Raw genomic sequence first — 21,107 nt, 5'->3', positions numbered from 1 at the left:
GACTCCTAAGCTTATGTAATTAAAACATAGCTATTGTGTTAATCGTTTGCTTACGTACATCTAAAGTTACACCGAATGAAAGCGCATAAAATAAATGAATATGCAGAGACTTCGAGTGCCAGCCTATTCTTTTTCGTTATGAAAGCTGATACGTAGCAGTAAACCGTAAATTTTGGCCTATAAAATGCAAAAGGGGAAGTCAAAATTAAGGGGTAAGAGAAAGAATAATAGAATGATTTTCTGCGTGTGATCTCATTTGATGTATGTAAAAATGATTTCACACACTTTCTGCAAGTGTTTATGTATAATAAAAATTGATCTGATAACGAAATGCGGGAGACGAGCACATGGAAACCGATCTGAAATATTCCCTAATGACAACGGTGGCTGCTTTGGCAGTTATTGTTATCTTTAGCTTTGTGGCTGCGCTGCACTGATTTAAAGACGTGTTGGAATCTTTAGTTATTAACATGACTAAAACAAAAGGCGGTCAATTGACCGCCTTTCTTATATGCGTACGTTAAAACTTATGCCAAGTTTTTAGCGACGAATTCCCAGTTAACCAGAGCCCAGAAGTTCTCCAGATATTTAGGACGCGCATTACGGTAATCGATGTAGTAAGCGTGTTCCCAAACGTCCACGGTCAGCAGTGGTTTGTCGCCGTTGGTTAGTGGAGTTGCTGCGTTTGAGGTATTAACGATAGCTAAAGAACCGTCCGCTTTTTTAACCAGCCAAGTCCAGCCAGAACCAAAGTTGCCCACGGCAGATTTAGTCAGTTCTTCTTTGAAAGCTTCGAAAGAACCAAAGGCTTTGTTGATAGCGTCTGCTACTGCGCCAGTAGGTGCGTTGCCGCCTTTTGGAGACAGGCAGTGCCAGTAGAAGGTATGGTTCCAAACCTGAGCGGCGTTGTTAAAGATACCGCCAGTAGAGGTCTTGATGATCTCTTCCAGTGACTTACCTTCAAACTCGGTGCCTTTGATCAGGTTGTTGAGGTTTACCACGTAGGTGTTGTGATGCTTACCGTAATGGTATTCCAGAGTTTCTGCGGAGATGTGCGGCTCGAGTGCGTTTTTTTCGTATGGTAATGCAGGTAATTCAAAAGACATTGCTCTCTCCTATTATTGATCTATTTTGCGATGAAACAGTTACACGCAAGTGTTTTATGTTTCACGCATCACACTAACGTTAACGTCAGTGTGCGGGTTTTTAAATTTGAAACGATCTTGTTGTGCTCTTGTTATGGGGATCGATTTTAGCAAGTTTTGAGTCTAATAACAGGCTAAATTTTGCTTTTTGGTTATCAATTGATGAATTGTCCATCAGTAACACCGCGAGACATCAAGGAGCGAAGGAAGGATATTGAGAAAGGAGAGGGGAAATCGCAGGGATTATCCGTTATATGAATAAATCCCTGATGGTTAACGTATCTAACGAATTGTTTTTGGCGTCATGACTCGGCGAGCACCCACATAGTGACCCTGCCAATAATCATTATCCAGATAGCTGATACGAATTTGTTCACCGGTACGCGGTGACTGGATGAATTTTCCTTCGCCCATATAGACACCCACATGATCGGCTGCGCCACGGTTGTTAATGCGGAAGAAGACTAAATCGCCTTTTTGTAACTCGGTTTTCTTCACCGGAGCCGCATCGCGCAGATGATACATTTCGTTAGCCGTACGTGGGATTTTGATACTCAGCAAATCTTGATAGGCATAGTAGACCAAACCGCTGCAATCGAACCCGGTGCTAGGTGATGAGCCTCCCCAGCGGTAGGGTTTGCCAACCTGATTCATCAGCTTATTCATCGCGGTCTGTTTAGCATTCTGGTAGCGCTTTTTATGCTGTGGACTCAAGCGGATTGGCTTGCCATCAACGATCTCAACGTTGTTCTGATTTAGCGCAAGCTTAGCCAATTCATTTTTGCTGTTTAGTTTGCCGCGTTGACGACCATAACTCTTTTTATTGCTGACACGCGCAAGCGTTGTGGTTCTGGCGCTCGTTTTTTTCTCAGCAGATTTTTTATTCGGTTTAGATAGAGAGGCTAATACCGCTTTATCAATTTTCTTGCTGTTGGCTTTATTGCGAGCAACTTCACGATTGCGGGCAAATTTGCTGGCTAAAGCGCTATTCTGCGAGGTCGACTCTTTTTTAACGCTTTGTTTTTTACTCGTGGCTGTTTTATCGCTGCTCTTTTTATTTTTAGCGGTAGAAGTCGTCGTCGTTTTTTCTTTTTTGCTAGCAGCAGGCTTTCGTTTTTTACGATCGGCGGCTTCGCTACTGGTCGTGTGCGACTTTCGCTGATCGGCAACGACTTTATGCCCCGGAGAGGCATTGGCGGCATTAGCAAATAGCTGAGTAAACAGCAGAACAAAGAGTGCGATATATAGACGCATTGGTAGGTTCCAGGCTTTGTCCCAAGAAAAAAACATGGCAAACAGTATTAAATAAACAACAGGAACAGAACAGCATTCATTTCCGCTATTTATATTCTCTTTGTGACTAAATGTTACAAGAGTTAAATCGGATGCTGTTTTGAACAAAATTTGCTGTAAATCTAAACACGAACTAAACCGATATAGCATAGCACGTTTTTAGATTAAACAGTGCTTAAGGGCTGAGGACCCAAAAAATTTCAGATAATACCCCTATAAAAGATGTCGTTTTTTTCTAAGAGCGTCGCTGGGTACAATCCAGTACAATCATCTAATATGCACTTGCATGCTGTCTGCATAACACTGGTTAGAGGAAGTAAAACAAAATGACAATGACCACTATTGAAAAAATTCAGCGCCAACTTGCTGAAAACCCAATTATTTTGTACATGAAAGGTTCGCCAAAATTGCCTAGCTGTGGTTTTTCTGCTCAGGCTGTTCAGGCTTTGTCTGCTTGCGGCGAGCGTTTTGCCTATGTCGATATTTTGCAAAATCCTGATATTCGCGCCGAGCTGCCAAAATATGCTAACTGGCCAACCTTCCCACAATTGTGGGTCGAAGGCGAACTGGTTGGCGGCTGTGACATCATTATCGAAATGTACCGCGCCGGTGAATTGCAGCAGTTGATTAAAGAAACTGCGGCGAAGCACCCCGCTCAGGAAGAACAGCAATAGTGATATTGTTGTCGGATAAAACAAAGGCGCCTTAGGGCGCCTTTGTTATTTTGGTACACCTTACAACGTCATCGCAGCGATCCAGCCGAAGGCCAACAAGGGGAGGTTATAGTGCAAGAAGGTAGGAACAACCGAATCCCAAATATGATCGTGCTGGCCATCCATATTTAAGCCCGAAGTGGGGCCGAGCGTTGAGTCTGAGGCGGGGGAACCAGCATCGCCAAGTGCGCCGGCTACGCCGACAATGGCAATGGTCGCCATCGGTGAAAAACCAAAAGCGATACACAATGGAACATAAATCGCCGCGATAATAGGCACCGTCGAGAATGAAGAGCCGATCCCCATGGTGATGACCAGTCCGACGAAGAGCATCAAAAAGGCGGCTAAACCGCGATTATTACCAATCACGCTCTCAATCGAAACCACCAGCGTTTCAACGCTGCCGGTGGCTTTAATTACCGCGGCGAATCCGGATGCGGTGATCATAATAAAGCCAATCATCGCCATCATGTGTACGCCGCGGGTGAAAACATCCTGAGTTTCTTTCCAATGAATAACGCCACCGGCGATAAACACCATGAACCCCACCAGTGCGCCGAGCACGATGGAATTGGTCGCCAACTGAACGCCTAATGCTGCCAGTATCGCGAGACCTGCCACCCACAAGTGACGTGTTTTAACGCTTTTATGCTCGGGTTCTGCGGCAAGAATTTTGCGTTCGCTGTAGCGGCGGGGTTTACGGTAGCTGAAAAATACCGCTATCAGCAGCCCAACGACCATGCCTAATCCCGGTAACAGCATCGCGTGAGGAACTTGTGACGCTGTCACGTTTAGGCCATTGCCGTTCAAATTCTTTAGCAGAATGTTGTTCAGGAAAATGCCGCCAAAGCCGATAGGCAATACCATATAAGGCGTTATTAAACCAAAGGTCAGCACGCAGGCTACCGCGCGGCGATCGAGATTCATGCGTGAAAACACGTGTAGCAAAGGTGGGATCAAGATCGGGATAAATGCGATGTGTATGGGGATCAGGTTTTGCGACGAAATAGCGATGAGAGAAATAATCAGCAGCAAACCGTACTTAAACCAAAATAGTTTACTGGCGCTTGGCTGATGTCCCATTCGTGCAATGACTTTCTGAGCCAATATATCGGTGATACCCGAACGGGAGATAGCAACGGCGAAAGTACCTAGCATCGCGTAGCTAAGTGCAATTTCAGCGCCGCCGCCGAGACCACCGCTAAAAGTGGTTAGGGTCGTTTCAAGGGTGAGTCCGCCAACCAGACCACCGGTAATGGCTGCAAAGATTAACGCGATAACCACGTTCACTCGCATTAAACTCAGTAAAAGCATCACCGTGACGGCGACAACAACAGCGTTCATAGACGTCAATGTCCCAGAGTTCTAAAATTATAAAACACGTTTAATAACATTTTTTTCGCATTAACACGACAAAAACAAGAATTAGCGGGAGTATGAGGGCATAGTTCGAGGGTTGTATAGACAACAAAATGAGAGGAAAAGCCCGCTAGATAGCGAGCTATTCATCTTTATTCAGCGTTTTCTTCCGCATTGGCGGGTAAAGGCCATCCACCCATACGTTTCCAGCGGTTTACCAATTCACAGAACAGCGTAGCCGTCTGCTCTGTGTCATAGAGCGCGGAGTGTGCTTGGGTGCTATCAAATGGAATATTGGCGGCAATACAGGCCTTAGCCAACACCGTTTGACCTAATACGAGCCCGCTCAGCGCGGCTGTATCGAAGGTGGCGAACGGGTGGAAAGGGTTGCGTTTTAAGCCAACGCGCTCAGCCGCTGCCATCACAAACGAGTGATCAAAATGGGCATTGTGCGCCACAATGACAGCACGATTACAGTCGTGTTCTTTAATGCCTTTACGTACGGCTTTGAAGATGGCGTGCAAGGCTTCGTATTCGCTAACCGCACCGCGCAATGGGTTTTCCGGGTCAATACCATTGAATGCCAAAGCTTCAGGAACCAGTACGGAGCCAACAAAAGGCTCAACGTGAAAATGAAGTGTTTCGTCGGGCTCTAACCATCCATCGTCAGTCATACGTAATGTGACTGCCGCAATTTCAAGTAGCGCGTTGGTGTTGGCATCAAAACCTGCGGTTTCGACATCAATGACAACAGGGTAGAACCCGCGAAAGCGCGCGCTCAGCGTATTTAGATTGGTGGTTTCAGCCATGTTCAACTTCTGGTCTATGGAATGCAGCGCGCATTATGGCAAATTTTTACGTAGTTTGCAGTCCGCAAACGCGGTACGAACCTCATTCATGCGCGAGATAAAAAAGCGGACGCTAAGGCGCCCGCTCGGTTTTTGCTCAAACCGCATGGGTTTGATTTATTCTGGTACTTAGGATTAGTTGCCTAAACCCGCGCCAGCTTGTTTGTTTTCGATCAGCTCGATTTTGTAACCATCTGGGTCTTCAACGAAGGCGATAATGGTGTTGCCGCCTTTCACCGGGCCCGCTTCACGAGTGACTTTGCCGCCAGCCTGACGAATGCTTTCGCAGGTCGCTGCAACATCATCGACGCCCAGCGCAATGTGACCAAATGCGGTGCCCATCTCGTAGCTTTCAACGCCCCAGTTATAGGTCAGCTCAATCACGGAACCGGTACTTTCATCGCTATAACCGACGAAGGCCAGAGAGTATTTATACTCTTCGTTTTCACTGGTACGCAGCAGGCGCATGCCTAAAACTTTAGTGTAGAAGTCGATGGAGCGTTGCAGATGACCGACGCGCAGCATGGTGTGTAGTAAACGCATAATTTCCCTCTGAAAATCGAAACGGCTTGCTTTACAAGGTATAGAGCATTGTAACAGCGTACATTCAGCGATCAATAAAAGGTCGGTATTAATCGCGAGCGAGGCGGTGACAATAGATGTGGTGATAATAAATAGAAAAACCCTCTGACTGAGTGGAGGCAGTCAGAGGGTTGGCATTTATCCCCGTTATACGTAGGTATCTGCCAAAGTGTTACAGCGTTGGATAATCTGTATAACCTTTCGCACCGCCACCGTAGAAGGTTTCAGGCTGCGGCGTATTCAATGCTGCTTTTTTCTCTAAACGTTCAACCAAATCCGGGTTGGCAATAAAGTTGCGTCCGAAGGCAACGGCGTCGATCAGACCTTGGTTAATCAGCGTTTCCGCTTTTTCTGTGCTGTAGCCACCGGAACCAATAATGATACCGCTGAAGTTTTCACGCACCGCCTGACGGAACGATTCTGAATAAGGTTTGCCACCGGCCCAATCTGGCTCGGACAGATGCAAATAAGCAATTTTGCGCTGGTTAAGCTGACCGATCAGATAAAGCGCGGCTTCTTCCTGATCTTCGCCGTTGTCCAGCCCGTTGAATGGCCCCAACGGTGAAATGCGAATACCCACGCGGCCAGCGCCAGATTCGGCAATAGCCGCATCGACCACTTCGAGTGTTAAACGCGCACGGTTTTCAATAGAACCGCCATATTGATCGGTACGTTGGTTAGAGGCTGGTGACATAAACTGATGCAGGAGGTAGCCATGTGCCGCGTGCAGTTCGACCAGATCAAAACCGGCCTCGTTCGCCAACGCAACGGCGTGGCGGAAATCGTTAACGATGCCAGGGATTTCGCTGGTTTCTAAGGCGCGAGGTTCAGAGCAAGGAACGCGTACCCAATGGCCGTTTTCATCTCGAACCGTGGTGCGAGTGTCAGCGGCGATGGCTGACGGCGCAACCGGAGGCTGATTATTCGGCTGCAGGCTGTTATGAGAAATACGTCCTACGTGCCATAGCTGTACGGCGATATGGCCGCCATGCTGATGGACTCCCGCAACGATTTTTTTCCACGCGTCAAATTGCTCTGGCGTATGTAAACCAGGCGCGCCGGCATAGCCTTTTGCTTGAAACGAAACCTGAGTCGCTTCTGTGATAATTAAACCGGCGCCTGCACGCTGGTTATAGTATTCGCCCATCAATGGGGTTGGAATATCGCCCGGTTCTTTGCTGCGCAGGCGCGTCAGCGGAGCCATGAAAACACGGTTAGGTAAAGTGACATCACCAACGGTGACTGGCGTGAATAACTTTTCGATTTTCATAGTTAATCCTGTGGCGGTGTAACGCGTCATCGCACGCTACGAAGTTTAAATGAGCTCGTTGGACGTGATGCATACGAAACAACGAGGCTTGGGCAAAGACTAATAGACCGGTTGGTCTAAGTCAATACAAGCGCAAATACTTTATGATGAAATTATTTAAAATGAAGGTTTTTTAGGCGGGGATAAGACGCAGAATTCCCACAGGCGGGGAGGTGCAGCCTGCGGGGAGAAGAGCCAAGAGAATTAATGTTTAATAAGCGGCAGTAAATTGCTGCTTGATAAATTGTGGTTGCTCAATTTCATTGAGAATCGCGACGGCCAAATCTTGGACTGAAATATTAGCGGGCGCATCGCCATTCATCAGCAATGAGGTCGTACCAAGACGGAATTGTCCTGTGCGTTTGCCGGGTTCCAGCATGGCTGCTGGACATAATACCGTCCAATCCAGTTTGCTACCGGCGCGCAATTTGTTACGCAGCTCACGAGCGCCTTGCGCACCAGGGCGAATTTCTGCGGGGAACTGTGGGGTATCGATCAGTTCGACGCCCGGAGCCACTTCTAGGCTGCCCGCACCGCCAACGACCAGAAAGCGTTTCACACCTGACTTTTCAACGGCGGCCAAAATGGCATCGCTGCCTTTCACGAAGTTGGCATACAGTTCTGGGTCAGTCCAACCAGGGTTGAATGCACTGATAACGGCATCTACACCTTTCAGCGTTTGTGCTAGCCAATCAACGTTAGTCACGTCGCCAAGTGCAATGTGCAAACGGTCTACATCTGGCAAATCTTTCTGGCTACGAGCGATAGCAGTCACTTCGTGACCACGTGCTAATGCTTCATCAACGACAACACGGCCGACAAAACCGGTGGCTCCAATAATGGCAAGTTTCATTGTTATTTTCCTCTAATTAGGTTGCGATAGGATTACTTTAGACCTTAACAATTCGGTTGATAAGTGGCATATTTAAGCTTACTTCTTTAAGTAAAACTTCAAGATGACAAGGCTGATTGATGGACAAACTCAACAGGATGGCCGTTTTTGCTGTTGTGGTCGCAGAAGGTTCGTTCAGTGCGGCAGGGCGACGTTTGGGGATGAGCCCGTCGGCGGTGAGCCAGCATATGCGCACGTTAGAACAAGATCTGGGAGTGACACTCCTGCATCGCTCTACTCGAAAACTGACGCTGACCGATGCGGGAGCCGCTTTTTATCCAGGCTGCAAAGCAATGCTGCATGAAGCCAGTCAGGCAGAGCAGCGACTGGCAGAAATGCGCGACACGCTAGTGGGCGAACTGCGTATTGCGACCACGATCGGCCTTGGCGGCGCGCCATTAGCGCAGGCATTAGCCCCTTTGTTACAGGCTCATCCTAAGCTTAGTCTGAGAATTTTAGCCAACGACGAAATTATCAATTTAATTGACGTTCGCGCGGACATTGCCCTGCGGGTTAATCGCCAGTTGGATGATGCTTCTTATATCGCCCACCCGTTAGCTGTTTGGCCGATGGTGCTGTGCGCATCTCCCCGTTATTTAAATCGCTGCGGGATACCTGAAACACCCGATGAACTGAGCCAGCACCAATGGCTGGTGAATACCAATGAGGCTGTTCCTGCTTCGATTGAACTACATAGGAACAATGGAGAAACGCGTAAAATTCGTATGCCTGACATTGCTACCGGCAGTAGCAGTATGAACGTATTACGCGCATTTACGTTGGAGGGGGTGGGGATTTCTATACAGCCGCTTTATGAGATTGAGTATGAGGTAAAACGCGGTGATTTGGTGTTGCTGCTACCAGAGTGGCGACCAGCGCCTCTAAAGCTGCATGCGTTGACGTTAGAGCGAGTTCATACGGAAAAAAGCCGTCAAGCCATGCAGTGCTTACGCGATTATTTCCAAAATTATCAGCAACGTTGAATAACAAATGATAATAAATTTGCCCTGAGCCGGGTTTACGTCTTCACTTATATCTGTAAGCAGGAGGTTTGTGGTGGCCCAGCAACTTGAGTTCTTTGAGATCCCCAGCCCCTGTCGGGGCATATGTCAGGCTGACGATCGCGGCTACTGTCGCGGCTGCATGCGCAGCCGAGACGAGCGTTTTAACTGGATAAAACTGAGCGATCCGCAAAAGCGTGATGTCCTGCGTTTGTGCCGCCAGCGATGGTTACGCCAACAGCGCAATGATAAATCCGATCCCTCCAATCAGCCTGAGCAACCATCGCTCTTTTAGCTATTTATTGACTGGCTAGACGCTGACGTCACCACCTTCTGCTGAAGCTGTGAAAGTGAACAGTACAGACGCCAGACGAGTCCAGCTAAATCTCGACCGCTCTGATCCGGATGGTGAGACAAAACGTTGCTGATACGTAACAGCTCATTCAAGGTCTTATCCAGTGAGTCATGCTGAATACCTTTTTCTGTCATGATGCCTTTCAGACAGTGAATACAGACGTCACGGACCGCGGAAAGGGGATCGGAACGGGTTTGCCAATCACGTAGTTGCCAAACGATGTGGCTACAATTCAGCAGAACCACCCCCCAACGCAGTACCCAGATTCGCGACAGCTCATCTTTGCTTTGATTTAATTGACTGATGCGATGGTAAATACGTGATTCGAACTGGCTTTCGCTTTGTTGAGGCCTACGACTGATCTGATCGATAAAGTCACGGCGCAGTGCTTGAATAATCCTGCGGCTTTTACGTTTATCAGAACTCGGCCGCAGAATTTGAAACGCCACGGCAGCCAGCAGCACACCGCAAATCTTGGCGATGTTGTCGTTGACAAAACTACCGTAGTCATATTCCGGCGGATTCGTTACCAGCAAAAAAGATCCCATAAAGACGATGAGCTGTCCCCAGAGCGCGGCTGTTTTTGGGTTTTGTAATTTCAGTAGCTGCATCGTAAGCAAAACGGGTAACAAGAAGGCACAGAATACCCAGAAATCATCGATTTGAATCATTAAGCCGAATTTAGCCAGATAGCAGCCAATAGACAGCAACACCATCGCTTTAAATAGCGTGGTTAGGCTGGTCATCGGTGACGCCGATGTGGAGTAAAGCACACAGGTAATGGCGGTAATCGTCAACGCTGCCGATCCCGCGTCCCACTGTGTATTCATCCAAAATGCGCAGCCAACAACCAGCGCGATAAAGGTGCGCAGCGCGTTGTAGGCTGATTCCATACTGTCGGTATGACGCGCGATACTATGAACTTTGGGAGGGGAGAAGGTCTCTTCCGGCGATGATTTTTCAACGTGTCTTATCCAACGGCTGCCTTGCAAATAGAGCCAGCAAAAATAGCGTAGGCGAAGGTAAAAAGAACGCAGACGATAGTCACTTGGGTCATGTGGATAGATACGACTGAGGATTTTGGCCAAGCGATATTTATTGGTCTCGGGGTTCTGGAGCTCTTTGATGATCTCTTGCAATACATCCTGCAAAAATTCAGGGCGATCGGGCCAATTGACCAACATTCGTCGAATGCTGGAAATAACACTGGTCAGACGCAGCTGCTGGTGGAGTAAAAAGTTAAGGACATTGTTGCGGCTACGCAGGCGGTGATTACTCCAGAAAGCCTGAATGCGCAAAATGTTCATGGTGAGGATCTGACCAATTAGCCCCTCATGCGATGCACGCATTTCCGGCGTTGTTTCCGGGTGCCAAAGCATGGTTGCATGCTCTAACAGACGTTGGTGCATACGTCGTAACGACGTCAGAAGATTAGTTCCGTCAGAGGTGCTAGGTAGAATCATCATCATAAAAGCACCGCAGAGCAGGCCGGTGATCACTTCACATACGCGCGCCTGTGCAATATCAAAGATCTGCATGGTGTCGGTCGATTCGGCGGTTGTGAAGGCGATGATTGCGGCGGTGTAGCCCGCTAGTGCAAACGCGTAGGCGACGTTATTTTGATAATGATTGGAAACGTAGGTGCAAATTGCTATCCATGCGGCAATAAATAGCGTAAATAGCCACGGATCGTTGAGACATTGGCCCGCAATGAGTACCGAAGCCGCCGCGCCAAGTAGGCTACCGGCGATACGACCAATGCTTTTACTGATCACGCCGCCGACGGTTGGGAAGCTCACCACCGCGGCAGAAGTAAAGGCCCAATAAGGTTCATCAAGATCGAGTAAAAACGCCACCCACAGAGCAAGGCACATCGCTATTGCATTGCGTAAGGCATAGCGCCATTGCCCAGCATTGGCCTTTGCCCATGGCGTGTTGCGCCAATCTAGCCAAGATAAGTTCACCATTCTATCCTGTTAGTTAGCACGAACGTTAATTGTGCAAGTGGTGCCTGCCACCAGCAAAACGTCTTTGGGGACATTTTCCAGTTTTATTCTGATCGGCACGCGTTGAGCAAGGCGTACCCATGGAACGTTGGGTTTTACGTTAAGCAGCATATTATCGCTACTGTCTACGCTTTGGTCGTAAATTGCGCGCCCAATACTTTCAACGCTCCCGTGGAGTGGGATATTTCCGTTATATAGAGTTATATCCACGTTATTTCCGATGTGTATATGCTTTAGCTTAGTTTCTTCGAAATATCCCATAACATAAAACGAATTAATATCAATAAGAGCCACAAGGGGTGAGCCAATAGAGGCATAATTCCCAACTCGAGTTTGTAAATTAGTTATAAAACCACTGACAGGCGCATAAATATTAGTATGCTGTAAATTCCACTTAGCCTGTTCCAAATTAGATTGCGCGGATTTATAATTAGCCTTCATTGCCTGCGCATTTAAATTGGCTTCGTCGAGATCTTCTGCAGAAATCACGTTGCGGGGCAGATTACCGCGTCGAGCGGCTTCATGGGTGGCCTTAGCCAGATCGGACTCCGCTTTAGCCATGGCGGCATTGGCGTTGCTCAGTGCAATTTCAAAGGGTGTCGGGTCTAATGAAAATAGTAAATCACCTTGTTTTACCTGTTGGTTATCATTGATATTTACGTTGATGATTTTTCCAGATACTTCTGGTGTAATATTGACAAGTTCAGCCCGGACTTTTCCGTCACGAGTCCAAGGTGATTGCATATAATAATTCCAGGCCCACCAGCCTGCGGTGATCGCTATTGCACAAACTATAACCGTTGAGAAGTAGCGTAATGTGTTCAGTTTCATATTATTTTACCAACTGGTTAATAGCCAAAGACTGGCGCTGAAACAAATGACAAAAATTGACAAATCCATCAATGTCGGGTGCCAAATATCGCCCGAATAAATAGTATCGCGAAATATACGGTGGATTAGCAGCCAAAAAACAATGCCGAGCAGAACTGCTTTAAAAATAGGCGGAAAATAGAGCGACGCGCCTAAAATGAGATCCTGTAAGGGCGAGCCCTGAGAGGAGGAGATGATGTCCATGTTTACCACTCCTGATCCATTAAGAGATTTATAGGTAACATAGATGTTAATTCACCATATGCATAGATTATTTTCTGGAGGTTGTAGATATACATTTGAATTTTTTACGATTGGGAACCAAACTAGAAGCTACTCTGGGTGAGTATCTTAGCATGCTAATTATAAGGAGAGTAAATTGGAATCGACACTAGGGTCGGATTTAGCACGATTAGTCCGTGTATGGAGAGCGTTAATCGATCAGCGTTTGAAGCCATTGGAACTAACGCAGACGCATTGGGTAACTCTGTACAACATTAATCGTCTACCACCAGACCAGTCTCAAATCCAACTGGCCAAAGCTATCGGCATTGAGCAACCTTCACTGGTTCGTACGCTAGACCAGCTTGAGGAAAAGGGGCTAATTACCCGTCATACCTGCGCAAACGATCGACGCGCTAAACGCATTAAGCTAACGGAAGAAGCCGCGCCCATTATCAAGGAAGTGAACGACGTCATTACGATGACTCGCGGTGAAATTTTATCTGGGGTTTCCCCGGAAGAAGTGACACTGCTGACCAATTTGATAGAACGTCTGGAACAAAATATTATTCATCTACAAAACAAATAATTATTAGTCTTTTTTTATTACTATCAGCAAACCAAAAAAAACCGGAGACACTGTCTCCGGTTTGGTGATTTCTCTTAGCCACACGAGGCTTAGTTCGTTGCGGAAACACTCACGCTGCTACCGCTAGACAGCAGCATAACGCGCTGACCAACGGAGAAAGGTTTGTTGCCGTTCTTCTGTACCACGGCGATAGTTTTACCGTCATCTTTGCGAATGACAAGCTGAACGCCGTCGGTACGGTTTACTGCGCCCTCAATACTGTTGCCAGCTAAGCCACCTGCAACAGCACCCGCCGCCGTGGCTAAGCTACGACCCGTACCACCACCGACAGTGTTACCTAAAAATCCACCCAGAACCGCGCCGCCGATAGAACCGATAACGTTGCTATCGTTACCCGCCTGAATTCGAACCGGCTGAATTGAGACAATGCTACCGTAGGTCACTTGCTGTACTTCTTTAGCCTGACCGGCAGTATAAACGTCACCAGATAGCGTACTGGTGTTAGCACAACCAGCCAATGTTGCACCGGCGAGAGCGATAACAATAAGACGCTTAATCATAACAATATTCCTTCCATTCTGGCCTTTTACGCTCGGGCTTATTTTGCCTGTCGTTGCGGCTGTGTGTTTACTCTAAAGGGTTGGCTATATACCTTTGCCTGTATCGCTGTAGCATACCGTTGAATGACTCAACCAACAATAAACAACCGTTTAAGTTGCGATGGATTAAATTATCGTCAACGAATATCACTATTTTACTTCATTTTGTCAGCATGCAAATCTTTCGCTGTGAAAATATTACGTCAACTAAAGTAAGGAAAGTTTATGATATTGGCACGGAAATTAGATAAATCCGGTTTCGTTTGATGCCTGAAGCGGATAATTTCACTCTACGATAATAAATAAGGACGATGAAATGAGATCGGGACGGTACATTGGCGTTATGTCAGGAACCAGCCTTGACGGGATTGACGTTGTCATTGCCGCTATTGATGAGCGGATGGTTGCACAGCAGAGTAGATATTCACATCCAATACCGATCGCCGTTAAAAAAGCGATCTTAGGGATGTGTCAGGGACAGGCGGTCACGCTCGCTCAGGTTGGGGAACTGGATCGTCAGATGGGCAGCTTATATGCCGAGGCGATCAATCACCTGTTGGCTGAATCATCGCTAAGCGCTCAGGATATCACCGCGATTGGCTGTCACGGGCAAACCGTCTGGCATCAACCAGAAGGTGATGAGCCTTTTACCATGCAGATTGGCGACAATAACCGCGTTGCCGCGCTGACTGGAATTACTACCGTTGGCGATTTTCGTCGTCGCGATATGGCCTATGGCGGGCAGGGCGCGCCGTTGGTTCCTGCGTTTCATCATGCTTTGCTTACCCATCCAGTCGAGCGGCGGATGGTGCTGAATATTGGCGGCATTGCCAATCTTTCACTATTGCTCCCCGGTTTACCGGTACGCGGCTTTGATACCGGGCCCGGCAATATGCTGATGGATGCATGGATCTGGCGCAATCATGCCAAGGCTTATGATAAAGACGCGGAGTGGGCGACGCAGGGAACGGTGAATCAGGCGCTGTTACAGCAACTGCTGGCTGAGCCCTATTTCGCACGCCCTGCGCCGAAAAGTACGGGGCGAGAGCTTTTTAACTTAGGTTGGCTAGAGCATCAGCTGAGTTTACAACCTGAGATCCCCGCCGTGGATGTGCAGGCGACTTTGGCCGAATTGACCGCAATCAGCATCTGCGATCAGGTTCAGCTCGCGGGAGGCTGTGAGCGTCTGCTGGTGTGTGGCGGAGGCGCGAGAAATCCGCTATTGATGAGCCGTATGGCGGCCTTGTTATCGGGAACTGAAGTATGTAATACGGATGCCTATGGCGTCAGCGGCGATGACATGGAAGCGTTAGCCTTTGCCTGGCTGGCGTATCGCACGTTGTCAGGGCTGCCTGGTAATTTACCGTCGGTCACGGGAGCCTCGCAGGAAACCGTACTTGGCGCGATTTATCCTGCGAACCACATTATCTGATTTATCCGTAAAAATGGGAGAGCACTCATGTTTAAGTATACCTGTGCTGCCGCTGCGATTTTGTTGCTGGCTGGATGTCAGTCGATGCATAAAAAAGAAGTGGCGCCTGAGCAGTTTAGTTATCAATGCGGCACCACGCCTTTAACGGTGACGGTGGATAACCAAAAAGATCAGGTGAGCTTTATTATGGATGGTAATCAGCTCACCTTGCCGCATGTGGTTTCTGCGTCGGGTGCGCGCTACAGCGATGGCAAATATACGTTTTGGTCGAAGGGGAATACGGCCTTTGTGGAACGTAATGAGCAAATCATCATCGACAACTGCGTCCTTAAATCCTAGTTCTCATGGGGCAGCGACACGCTGTCCCCATTTTTAAACTGTCTCTCATCCTTTCTGTTACCACTGTCCCTATAACAGGCAGTGCACTGTCCCTCCGTTCTCCTCATTAAAACTAAAATTCATAAAAATCAATAAAATAAAATGGTGCTGCATTCATCGACTGGTTAAAAATAACGCGATTTGTGCTCAGGTTTTAGATGTTATCGCGCATAAGGCTATTTTCTGAACGATCGGTGAATTGAGATTCTTACCCCGCGGGAGCAGAATAAGGCTCTGGACTGGTGATGGACTGCTGAATATGAGTGAAAACAACGAGTTTGATGTTGCCGATCTGCGTCGTGAGTATGTGCGTGGTGGATTACGCCGAAGCGATCTTACCGACGATCCGTTAGAGATGTTCGAACGTTGGCTCAAACAAGCCTGTGACGCGCGTTTGGCCGACCCAACCGCCATGTGTGTAGCGACGGTGGATAAACATGGCCAGCCATACCAGCGTATTGTGCTGCTGAAACATTTTGATCAGCAGGGCATGGTGTTTTACACCAACCTCGGCAGTCGCAAAGCGCAGCAGTTGGAAGAAAATCCTCATATCAGCCTGCATTTCCCGTGGCATATGCTTGACCGACAGGTCAGCGTGCTAGGGACGATTGAAAAGCTTTCTACGCTGGAAGTGATGAAGTACTTCCATAGTCGACCTAAAGATAGCCAGATTGCCGCTTGGGTATCGCGCCAGTCATCGCGGATCTCGACCAGAGGAATTCTGGAAGGGAAATTTCTCGAACTGAAGCAAAAATTTCTGCAAGGCGAGATCCCGTTACCCAGTTTCTGGGGCGGATATCGCGTAAAAATCAACTCGATGGAGTTTTGGCAGGGGCGAGAAAACCGTTTGCATGACCGTTTTATTTACCAACGTCATGGCGATGCGTGGGAAATTGACCGGTTGGCGCCTTAATCAGCGAAAAACACGAGTTAAATCTAGCGCGACGGGCGTGACCACTTTATTCTATAGGGCTAATCACCCGCACGAGCTATCTCCCGTATGGAGCGCGCGGTAGTAAATTAAAATCAAATGGAGTCTTTAATGGCGAGCAGCAACCTGATTAAACAACTGCAAGAGCGGGGCCTCATTGCCCAGGTAACGGATGAAGAAGCGTTGGCAGAGCGACTGGCGCAAGGGCCATTAGCACTGTATTGCGGTTTCGATCCTACCGCTGACAGCTTGCACTTGGGCCATCTGGTTCCGTTGCTGTGTCTGAAACGTTTCCAGCTAGAAGGCCATAAGCCTGTTGCTCTGGTGGGCGGCGCAACCGGTCTGATCGGCGATCCCAGCTTTAAAGCTACCGAACGTAAACTGAATACTCAGGATACCGTGCATGAGTGGGTAGACAAAATCCGCCATCAGGTAGCGCCGTTCTTGGACTTCGACTGCGGTGAAAATAGCGCAATCGCAGCGAACAACTACGATTGGTTCGGCAACATGAACGTGCTGACCTTCCTGCGTGACATTGGCAAGCATTTTTCTGTCAATCAGATGATCAACAAAGAAGCGGTTAAGCAACGTTTGAACCGTGACGACGTGGGTATTTCTTTCACCGAGTTCTCCTACAACCTGCTGCAAGGTTACGATTTTGCCAGCCTGAATGAACTGCACGGCGTAGAGCTGCAAATCGGCGGCTCCGATCAGTGGGGCAACATCACTTCTGGTATCGATTTGACTCGTCGTCTGCACCAGAAACAGGTGTGGGGTTTGACCGTTCCGTTGATTACCAAAGCCGATGGCACCAAATTTGGTAAGACCGAAGGCGGCGCAGTATGGCTGGATCCGAAGAAAACCAGTCCGTACAAATTCTACCAATTCTGGATCAATACCGCGGATGCGGACGTGTACCGCTTCCTGAAGTTCTTCACCTTTATGGATCTGAAGGACATTGATGCTCTGGAAGAAGAAGACAAAAACAGCGGCAAAGCGCCGCGTGCGCAGTACGTTCTGGCTGAGTTAGTGACCCGCATGGTTCACGGTGAAGAAGGACTGGCTGCGGCAAAACGTATTACTCAGAGCCTGTTCTCTGGTGCACTGAGCGAAATGACTGAAGCTGACTTTGCACAGCTGGCACAAGACGGTATGCCTATGGTTGAGCTAGAGCGTGATGCAGACTTGCAGCAGGCGCTGGTGGATTCTGAACTACAGCCGTCTCGTGGTCAGGCGCGTAAAACTATCGCGTCGAATGCAATTACCATCAATGGCGAAAAACAGTCTGATCCGGAATATACCTTCAGCGATGCTGATCGTCTGTTCGGACGCTTTACTTTATTGCGTCGCGGTAAAAAGAATTACTGCCTGATTTGCTGGAAATAAGCCACGGATGCAATTAAAGGGGGACTCAGGTCCCCTTTATTTTCCCCTTATTATGAATAAACAGCTGTCGACAGCGGCAGTGATGTAGGTCGCATCCATGAAAAATATCCTATCTATTCAATCTCATGTGGTTTTTGGTCACGCAGGAAACAGCGCCGCTGTATTCCCTATGCGTCGTATGGGCGTTAATGTCTGGCCGCTGAACACCGTTCAGTTTTCAAATCATACCCAGTACGGTCACTGGACTGGTTGTGTGATGCCCGCCAATCATTTGACGGAAATTGTGCAGGGAATTGCAGATATCGATCAGCTGAAAAACTGCGATGCCGTATTGAGTGGGTATATTGGTTCGCCGGAACAGGGCGGACATATTTTGGATATTGTACGTAAAGTGAAAGCGGCGAATCCCAATGCATGGTATTTCTGCGATCCCGTGATGGGGCATCCGGAAAAGGGCTGCATTGTTGCTCCGGGCGTCGCCGAGTTTTTCGCTCGCGATGCCGTCGCTAGCAGCGATATCATGGCACCTAACCTGCTTGAATTAGAACAGCTGACCGGACATACCATTAACAGCGTAGAAGAAGCGCTCGCTTCAGCTCGTAGCGTGATTGCTCGCGGCCCTAAAGTGGTTTTGGTTAAGCATTTAGCCTATGCGGGTTATCATAAAGATCGCTTTGAAATGATCCTCGTTACCGCTGATGAGGCATGGCACATCAGTCGTCCGCTGGTCGATTTCGGCGAACGCCAGCCGGTTGGCGTTGGCGATTTGACCAGTGGTCTGTTATTGGTCAACATGCTGAAAGGTGAACCGCTGAAGAAAGCTTTGGAACACGTGACAGCCGCTGTGTATGAGGTGATGTTGACCACGAAAGAAATGGGCGAGTATGAGCTACAGGTGGTCGCTGCTCAGGATCGCATTGCGCAGCCCGTTCATCAGTTTGCCGCCGTCGCATTATAAGTACCGTTTGAATCAAAGAATCCCCCTGAGCGCAGGGGGATTTTCTATTTAGCTAAGATCAGAATGGTTTGGTCGGTAAATATTTCCCATCAAAGGTGATTACCGCGCGTGAGCCACCTTCAGGATCTTCCACTTTCTTGATATCCATTTTGAAATTTATTGCACTGATAATCCCGTCACCAAACTGTTCGTGTACCAACGCTTTCAGCGTTGTACCGTAAACCTGCAGCATTTCATAGAAACGATAAATCGTAGGATCGGTCGGAATACCCTGTGGAATTGAACCACGCAAAGGGATGGCCTGTAGCAACAGCGCCGCTTCTGGTGGAAGCTCCAGCTGTTTGACTATCTTCTGCGCTGCACATTCCGGCAAGGCATGCTGGCCCAATAATGCAGCTGTCACAAACGCGATATTCATATCGGTACCGTCTGCCAGATCCTGCCATGAAAGATTCTTCGCAATTTTTGCCATCACGATGGTTTCCGTTAAGGCGACGCGTGCTGTTTGGGTGGTTAAGGTCTGAGTCATGGTATTTTCCTTCTAATGAAAAGGGTTAGGCTGCGCTGGCGGTATGGTGTGAGGCCAAAGCGCAGGCGTAGGGTTTTTCGGTGAGCGAAACGAATTTTTGGCTTTCGCCTTCAAGCGTCAGCATTGCTCCGCTTTCGATGTCATAAACCCAGCCGTGTAGGTTAAGCCGCCCTTGCTCAATGGCCACGGCAACGGAAGGGTGTGTTTTTAAGTTGGAAAGCTGCGCAACGACGTTGGCTTGAACCATGCCATTGAGGCTTTCAGCTTCGGAAGCGTAAAAACGGGAAGCATTGACCAGCTTAGCGGCATCGGCGTGTTTCAACCACTTTGCCACCATCGGCATATGGTCAAGGCTGATACCTTGGTTAATGGCCGTCATAGCGCCACAGTCGGAGTGACCGCAAATCACAATATCGGTCACGCCAAGCGCGGCGACCGCATATTCAACGCTGGCGGAAACGCCGCCGACTTCGGGACTATAAGACGGCACTAAATTTCCAGCGTTACGAATAACAAACAAATTGCCTGGTTCTTGCTGGGTGAGAAACTCCGGCACCACGCGACTATCGGAGCAGGTGATGAAGAGAACGCTAGGGCTCTGTTTATTGGCTAGATCTTTGAAAAGCTTGGTGCGCTGTGGAAAGCATTCCTGTTGAAATTTCAAGAAGCCTTCAATGATGTTCTGCATGATATTTTCCTGCGTGCTAAAACGTGCAGCAAGAATGCGGCTTTCTAGGTATAATGTCTAAGCGCCATTTTTTATACTTTGTATAATTTTTTTGAATAGTAGGTGTTATGTTCCTTCGTAATCTGCGGGCTTTGCTTTCCGTTGTTAAGCACCGTAATTTCACCCGAGCGTCGGAAGAGGTCTGTTTATCTCAACCGGCACTATCGCAGAAAATCAAACAGTTAGAAGAACAGCTGGGCGTCGTTTTGCTCGATCGTTCGAACCGCGTCGTTAGGCCCACCGATGTGGGAGAAGTGTATCTTTATCATGCCCGCCGTGCGCTGAATGAGCTTGAAATGGGCTATCGCGCTATTCATGACGTGCAAGACTTAAGCCGCGGAAGCTTGCGGGTGGGGTTCACACCGACCTTCAGCGCTTATCTGATTGGGCCGTTGTTCACGCGTTTCTACCAACTTTATCCCCATATCAAACTACATCTGCGTGAGCTTTCGCAGGAACAAATAGAAAAAGATTTGCTGGAAGGTGACATCGATCTTGGCGTGGCCTTTGTGTCGCCGGAGTCTGAGCATATTCGCTATCAGCCGTTGTTTACCGAACGGTTGGCGGTGGCGGTGGGGGAAAACAGCCCTCTCTATCATAAAACGATGATGACGCTGGATGAAATTGCTATCGCGCCCATGGTGCTATTAAGTCAGGACTTTGCTACGCGCTGTTATATTGATCGCTATTTTAATCAACACCAACTACAACCCAATTTGGCCATTGAGGCTAATTCCATCAGCACTATTTTGGATTTGGTGAAGAATAGCGAGCTGGTTTCCGTATTGCCGCAGGCCATCATCGAAAAGCAGAGTGAAATTCATGCCATTGAGTTGATGCCCATGCTGCCAGAGCGCATAGCCGCACTGTTGCAGCACAAAACACATTATACCAATGCAGCCAGTCAGGCGTTTACGTCGCTGGTGGGCGCTGAATTTACGCAGGCGTTTTTTGAACAGCAGGTGGTTTTTGAACAAAAATAA

At 48.3% G+C, this 21,107-nt stretch carries 24 protein-coding genes; 11 read left to right on the top strand and 13 right to left on the bottom strand.

Annotation, left to right across the window (positions count from 1 at the left end; translation table 11 throughout):
* Positions 1-347 precede the first annotated feature (347 nt).
* Entirely contained in the window at positions 348-437 is a 90-nt protein-coding gene (locus tag HMPREF3091_RS22530; RefSeq protein ID WP_020303734.1) for a cytochrome bd-I oxidase subunit CydH, read from the top strand.
* A 90-nt stretch (positions 438-527) separates the two neighbouring features.
* Here HMPREF3091_RS22530 and sodB read toward each other — a convergent pair whose 3' ends face one another.
* Together sodB and HMPREF3091_RS17485 are read right to left on the bottom strand one after the other, a co-directional pair.
* Positions 528-1,106: a superoxide dismutase [Fe] gene (sodB, locus tag HMPREF3091_RS17490; RefSeq protein ID WP_004095073.1), complete on the bottom strand. Its 579-nt coding sequence runs from the start codon at positions 1,104-1,106 to the stop codon at positions 528-530.
* A gap of 321 nt (positions 1,107-1,427) precedes the next feature.
* Positions 1,428-2,399 carry a C40 family peptidase gene (locus tag HMPREF3091_RS17485; protein WP_070717505.1) on the bottom strand — a complete coding sequence of 324 codons (972 nt, stop codon included), beginning with the start codon at positions 2,397-2,399 and terminating at the stop codon, positions 1,428-1,430.
* A gap of 365 nt (positions 2,400-2,764) precedes the next feature.
* Between HMPREF3091_RS17485 and HMPREF3091_RS17480 the strand changes: the two genes are divergently transcribed.
* Positions 2,765-3,112 carry a Grx4 family monothiol glutaredoxin gene (locus tag HMPREF3091_RS17480; protein WP_004095076.1) on the top strand — a complete coding sequence of 116 codons (348 nt, stop codon included), beginning with the start codon at positions 2,765-2,767 and terminating at the stop codon, positions 3,110-3,112.
* 60 nt (positions 3,113-3,172) lie between these two features.
* Here HMPREF3091_RS17480 and HMPREF3091_RS17475 read toward each other — a convergent pair whose 3' ends face one another.
* The 5 genes from HMPREF3091_RS17475 to HMPREF3091_RS17455 all read right to left on the bottom strand — a co-directional run bounded on the left by HMPREF3091_RS17475 (position 3,173) and on the right by HMPREF3091_RS17455 (position 8,102).
* Positions 3,173-4,495, bottom strand: a complete 1,323-nt coding sequence (locus HMPREF3091_RS17475; protein WP_004095077.1) for a Na+/H+ antiporter family protein — start codon at positions 4,493-4,495, stop codon at positions 3,173-3,175.
* Between the two features lie 167 nt (positions 4,496-4,662).
* On the bottom strand, positions 4,663-5,319 hold the full coding sequence (gene rnt / locus HMPREF3091_RS17470; protein ID WP_004095078.1) for a ribonuclease T: 657 nt from the start codon (positions 5,317-5,319) through the stop codon (positions 4,663-4,665).
* Positions 5,320-5,493: 174 nt separating this feature from the next.
* Entirely contained in the window at positions 5,494-5,901 is a 408-nt protein-coding gene (gene gloA, locus HMPREF3091_RS17465; RefSeq protein WP_008813577.1) for a lactoylglutathione lyase, read from the bottom strand.
* Positions 5,902-6,112: 211 nt separating this feature from the next.
* Positions 6,113-7,210: an alkene reductase gene (locus HMPREF3091_RS17460; RefSeq protein ID WP_070717501.1), complete on the bottom strand. Its 1,098-nt coding sequence runs from the start codon at positions 7,208-7,210 to the stop codon at positions 6,113-6,115.
* A gap of 250 nt (positions 7,211-7,460) precedes the next feature.
* Positions 7,461-8,102 (bottom strand): NAD(P)-dependent oxidoreductase, encoded by a 642-nt coding sequence (locus tag HMPREF3091_RS17455; RefSeq protein ID WP_004095087.1) that lies wholly within the window; start codon positions 8,100-8,102, stop codon positions 7,461-7,463.
* 119 nt (positions 8,103-8,221) lie between these two features.
* Between HMPREF3091_RS17455 and HMPREF3091_RS17450 the strand changes: the two genes are divergently transcribed.
* Positions 8,222-9,124: a LysR family transcriptional regulator gene (locus HMPREF3091_RS17450; RefSeq protein ID WP_070717498.1), complete on the top strand. Its 903-nt coding sequence runs from the start codon at positions 8,222-8,224 to the stop codon at positions 9,122-9,124.
* Between the two features lie 73 nt (positions 9,125-9,197).
* Complete coding sequence (locus HMPREF3091_RS17445; protein ID WP_004095090.1) at positions 9,198-9,437, top strand: DUF1289 domain-containing protein; 240 nt, start codon at positions 9,198-9,200, stop codon at positions 9,435-9,437.
* On the opposite strand, the gene HMPREF3091_RS17440 is transcribed toward HMPREF3091_RS17445, so the two are convergent.
* The 3 genes from HMPREF3091_RS17440 to HMPREF3091_RS17430 are packed head-to-tail and all read right to left on the bottom strand — an operon-like array spanning position 9,434 to position 12,577.
* Positions 9,434-11,464: an FUSC family protein gene (locus tag HMPREF3091_RS17440; protein ID WP_371328694.1), complete on the bottom strand. Its 2,031-nt coding sequence runs from the start codon at positions 11,462-11,464 to the stop codon at positions 9,434-9,436. The two genes, HMPREF3091_RS17445 and HMPREF3091_RS17440, sit on opposite strands and share 4 nt — an antisense overlap.
* A 9-nt stretch (positions 11,465-11,473) precedes the next feature.
* Positions 11,474-12,334, bottom strand: coding sequence for an efflux RND transporter periplasmic adaptor subunit (locus tag HMPREF3091_RS17435; RefSeq protein ID WP_070717496.1), 861 nt, complete (start codon positions 12,332-12,334; stop codon positions 11,474-11,476).
* Positions 12,335-12,340: 6 nt separating this feature from the next.
* Positions 12,341-12,577, bottom strand: a complete 237-nt coding sequence (locus HMPREF3091_RS17430) for a DUF1656 domain-containing protein (protein WP_070717493.1) — start codon at positions 12,575-12,577, stop codon at positions 12,341-12,343.
* A gap of 175 nt (positions 12,578-12,752) precedes the next feature.
* Between HMPREF3091_RS17430 and slyA the strand changes: the two genes are divergently transcribed.
* Positions 12,753-13,184, top strand: coding sequence for a transcriptional regulator SlyA (slyA, locus tag HMPREF3091_RS17425; RefSeq protein ID WP_004095109.1), 432 nt, complete (start codon positions 12,753-12,755; stop codon positions 13,182-13,184).
* Between the two features lie 89 nt (positions 13,185-13,273).
* Here slyA and HMPREF3091_RS17420 read toward each other — a convergent pair whose 3' ends face one another.
* Positions 13,274-13,744, bottom strand: a complete 471-nt coding sequence (locus HMPREF3091_RS17420; protein ID WP_004095110.1) for an outer membrane lipoprotein — start codon at positions 13,742-13,744, stop codon at positions 13,274-13,276.
* Positions 13,745-14,099: 355 nt separating this feature from the next.
* On the opposite strand from HMPREF3091_RS17420, the gene anmK reads away from it, so the two are divergent.
* The 5 genes from anmK (at position 14,100) to pdxY (ending at position 18,868) form a co-directional block, all read left to right on the top strand.
* The gene (anmK, locus tag HMPREF3091_RS17415; RefSeq protein ID WP_070717488.1) at positions 14,100-15,215 is read left to right on the top strand and encodes an anhydro-N-acetylmuramic acid kinase; all 1,116 of its coding nucleotides are present in this window, start codon (positions 14,100-14,102) and stop codon (positions 15,213-15,215) included.
* A gap of 27 nt (positions 15,216-15,242) precedes the next feature.
* On the top strand, positions 15,243-15,554 hold the full coding sequence (locus HMPREF3091_RS17410) for an MliC family protein (protein WP_004095115.1): 312 nt from the start codon (positions 15,243-15,245) through the stop codon (positions 15,552-15,554).
* A 298-nt stretch (positions 15,555-15,852) separates the two neighbouring features.
* Positions 15,853-16,506 (top strand): pyridoxamine 5'-phosphate oxidase, encoded by a 654-nt coding sequence (pdxH, locus tag HMPREF3091_RS17405; RefSeq protein WP_070717485.1) that lies wholly within the window; start codon positions 15,853-15,855, stop codon positions 16,504-16,506.
* A 129-nt stretch (positions 16,507-16,635) separates the two neighbouring features.
* A complete protein-coding gene (tyrS, locus tag HMPREF3091_RS17400; RefSeq protein WP_008813567.1) occupies positions 16,636-17,910 on the top strand; it encodes a tyrosine--tRNA ligase in 1,275 nt (424 codons plus the stop codon).
* Positions 17,911-18,007: 97 nt separating this feature from the next.
* Entirely contained in the window at positions 18,008-18,868 is an 861-nt protein-coding gene (gene pdxY / locus HMPREF3091_RS17395; protein WP_004095120.1) for a pyridoxal kinase PdxY, read from the top strand.
* Positions 18,869-18,926: 58 nt separating this feature from the next.
* Here the strand turns inward: pdxY and cynS are convergent, their stop codons facing one another.
* Entirely contained in the window at positions 18,927-19,397 is a 471-nt protein-coding gene (cynS, locus tag HMPREF3091_RS17390; protein ID WP_004095122.1) for a cyanase, read from the bottom strand.
* A gap of 25 nt (positions 19,398-19,422) precedes the next feature.
* Complete coding sequence (locus HMPREF3091_RS17385; RefSeq protein WP_004095123.1) at positions 19,423-20,085, bottom strand: carbonic anhydrase; 663 nt, start codon at positions 20,083-20,085, stop codon at positions 19,423-19,425.
* A 107-nt stretch (positions 20,086-20,192) separates the two neighbouring features.
* Between HMPREF3091_RS17385 and cynR the strand changes: the two genes are divergently transcribed.
* Entirely contained in the window at positions 20,193-21,107 is a 915-nt protein-coding gene (gene cynR, locus HMPREF3091_RS17380; RefSeq protein ID WP_070717482.1) for a transcriptional regulator CynR, read from the top strand.

This window comes from Hafnia sp. HMSC23F03, assembly GCF_001816025.1.
Lineage (GTDB): Bacteria > Pseudomonadota > Gammaproteobacteria > Enterobacterales > Enterobacteriaceae > Hafnia > Hafnia paralvei.
This window is presented reverse-complemented; position numbering and strand designations above follow the sequence as displayed.

Excerpts from the sequence above, each read along its gene's own strand:
- HMPREF3091_RS17420 (WP_004095110.1), bottom strand. The coding sequence starts at position 13,744 with ATGATTAAGCGTCTTATTGTTATCGCTCTCGCCGGTGCAACATTGGCT.
- anmK (WP_070717488.1), top strand. The coding sequence starts at position 14,100 with ATGAGATCGGGACGGTACATTGGCGTTATGTCAGGAACCAGCCTTGAC.
- pdxY (WP_004095120.1), top strand. The coding sequence starts at position 18,008 with ATGAAAAATATCCTATCTATTCAATCTCATGTGGTTTTTGGTCACGCA.
- HMPREF3091_RS22530 (WP_020303734.1), top strand. The coding sequence starts at position 348 with ATGGAAACCGATCTGAAATATTCCCTAATGACAACGGTGGCTGCTTTG.
- cynR (WP_070717482.1), top strand. The coding sequence starts at position 20,193 with ATGTTCCTTCGTAATCTGCGGGCTTTGCTTTCCGTTGTTAAGCACCGT.
- HMPREF3091_RS17485 (WP_070717505.1), bottom strand. The coding sequence starts at position 2,399 with ATGCGTCTATATATCGCACTCTTTGTTCTGCTGTTTACTCAGCTATTT.
- HMPREF3091_RS17475 (WP_004095077.1), bottom strand. The coding sequence starts at position 4,495 with ATGAACGCTGTTGTTGTCGCCGTCACGGTGATGCTTTTACTGAGTTTA.
- sodB (WP_004095073.1), bottom strand. The coding sequence starts at position 1,106 with ATGTCTTTTGAATTACCTGCATTACCATACGAAAAAAACGCACTCGAG.
- pdxH (WP_070717485.1), top strand. The coding sequence starts at position 15,853 with ATGAGTGAAAACAACGAGTTTGATGTTGCCGATCTGCGTCGTGAGTAT.
- HMPREF3091_RS17455 (WP_004095087.1), bottom strand. The coding sequence starts at position 8,102 with ATGAAACTTGCCATTATTGGAGCCACCGGTTTTGTCGGCCGTGTTGTC.
- tyrS (WP_008813567.1), top strand. The coding sequence starts at position 16,636 with ATGGCGAGCAGCAACCTGATTAAACAACTGCAAGAGCGGGGCCTCATT.
- HMPREF3091_RS17450 (WP_070717498.1), top strand. The coding sequence starts at position 8,222 with ATGGACAAACTCAACAGGATGGCCGTTTTTGCTGTTGTGGTCGCAGAA.
- HMPREF3091_RS17410 (WP_004095115.1), top strand. The coding sequence starts at position 15,243 with ATGTTTAAGTATACCTGTGCTGCCGCTGCGATTTTGTTGCTGGCTGGA.
- HMPREF3091_RS17430 (WP_070717493.1), bottom strand. The coding sequence starts at position 12,577 with ATGGACATCATCTCCTCCTCTCAGGGCTCGCCCTTACAGGATCTCATT.
- HMPREF3091_RS17435 (WP_070717496.1), bottom strand. The coding sequence starts at position 12,334 with ATGAAACTGAACACATTACGCTACTTCTCAACGGTTATAGTTTGTGCA.
- gloA (WP_008813577.1), bottom strand. The coding sequence starts at position 5,901 with ATGCGTTTACTACACACCATGCTGCGCGTCGGTCATCTGCAACGCTCC.
- HMPREF3091_RS17385 (WP_004095123.1), bottom strand. The coding sequence starts at position 20,085 with ATGCAGAACATCATTGAAGGCTTCTTGAAATTTCAACAGGAATGCTTT.
- cynS (WP_004095122.1), bottom strand. The coding sequence starts at position 19,397 with ATGACTCAGACCTTAACCACCCAAACAGCACGCGTCGCCTTAACGGAA.
- HMPREF3091_RS17480 (WP_004095076.1), top strand. The coding sequence starts at position 2,765 with ATGACAATGACCACTATTGAAAAAATTCAGCGCCAACTTGCTGAAAAC.
- HMPREF3091_RS17460 (WP_070717501.1), bottom strand. The coding sequence starts at position 7,210 with ATGAAAATCGAAAAGTTATTCACGCCAGTCACCGTTGGTGATGTCACT.
- HMPREF3091_RS17440 (WP_371328694.1), bottom strand. The coding sequence starts at position 11,464 with ATGGTGAACTTATCTTGGCTAGATTGGCGCAACACGCCATGGGCAAAG.
- rnt (WP_004095078.1), bottom strand. The coding sequence starts at position 5,319 with ATGGCTGAAACCACCAATCTAAATACGCTGAGCGCGCGCTTTCGCGGG.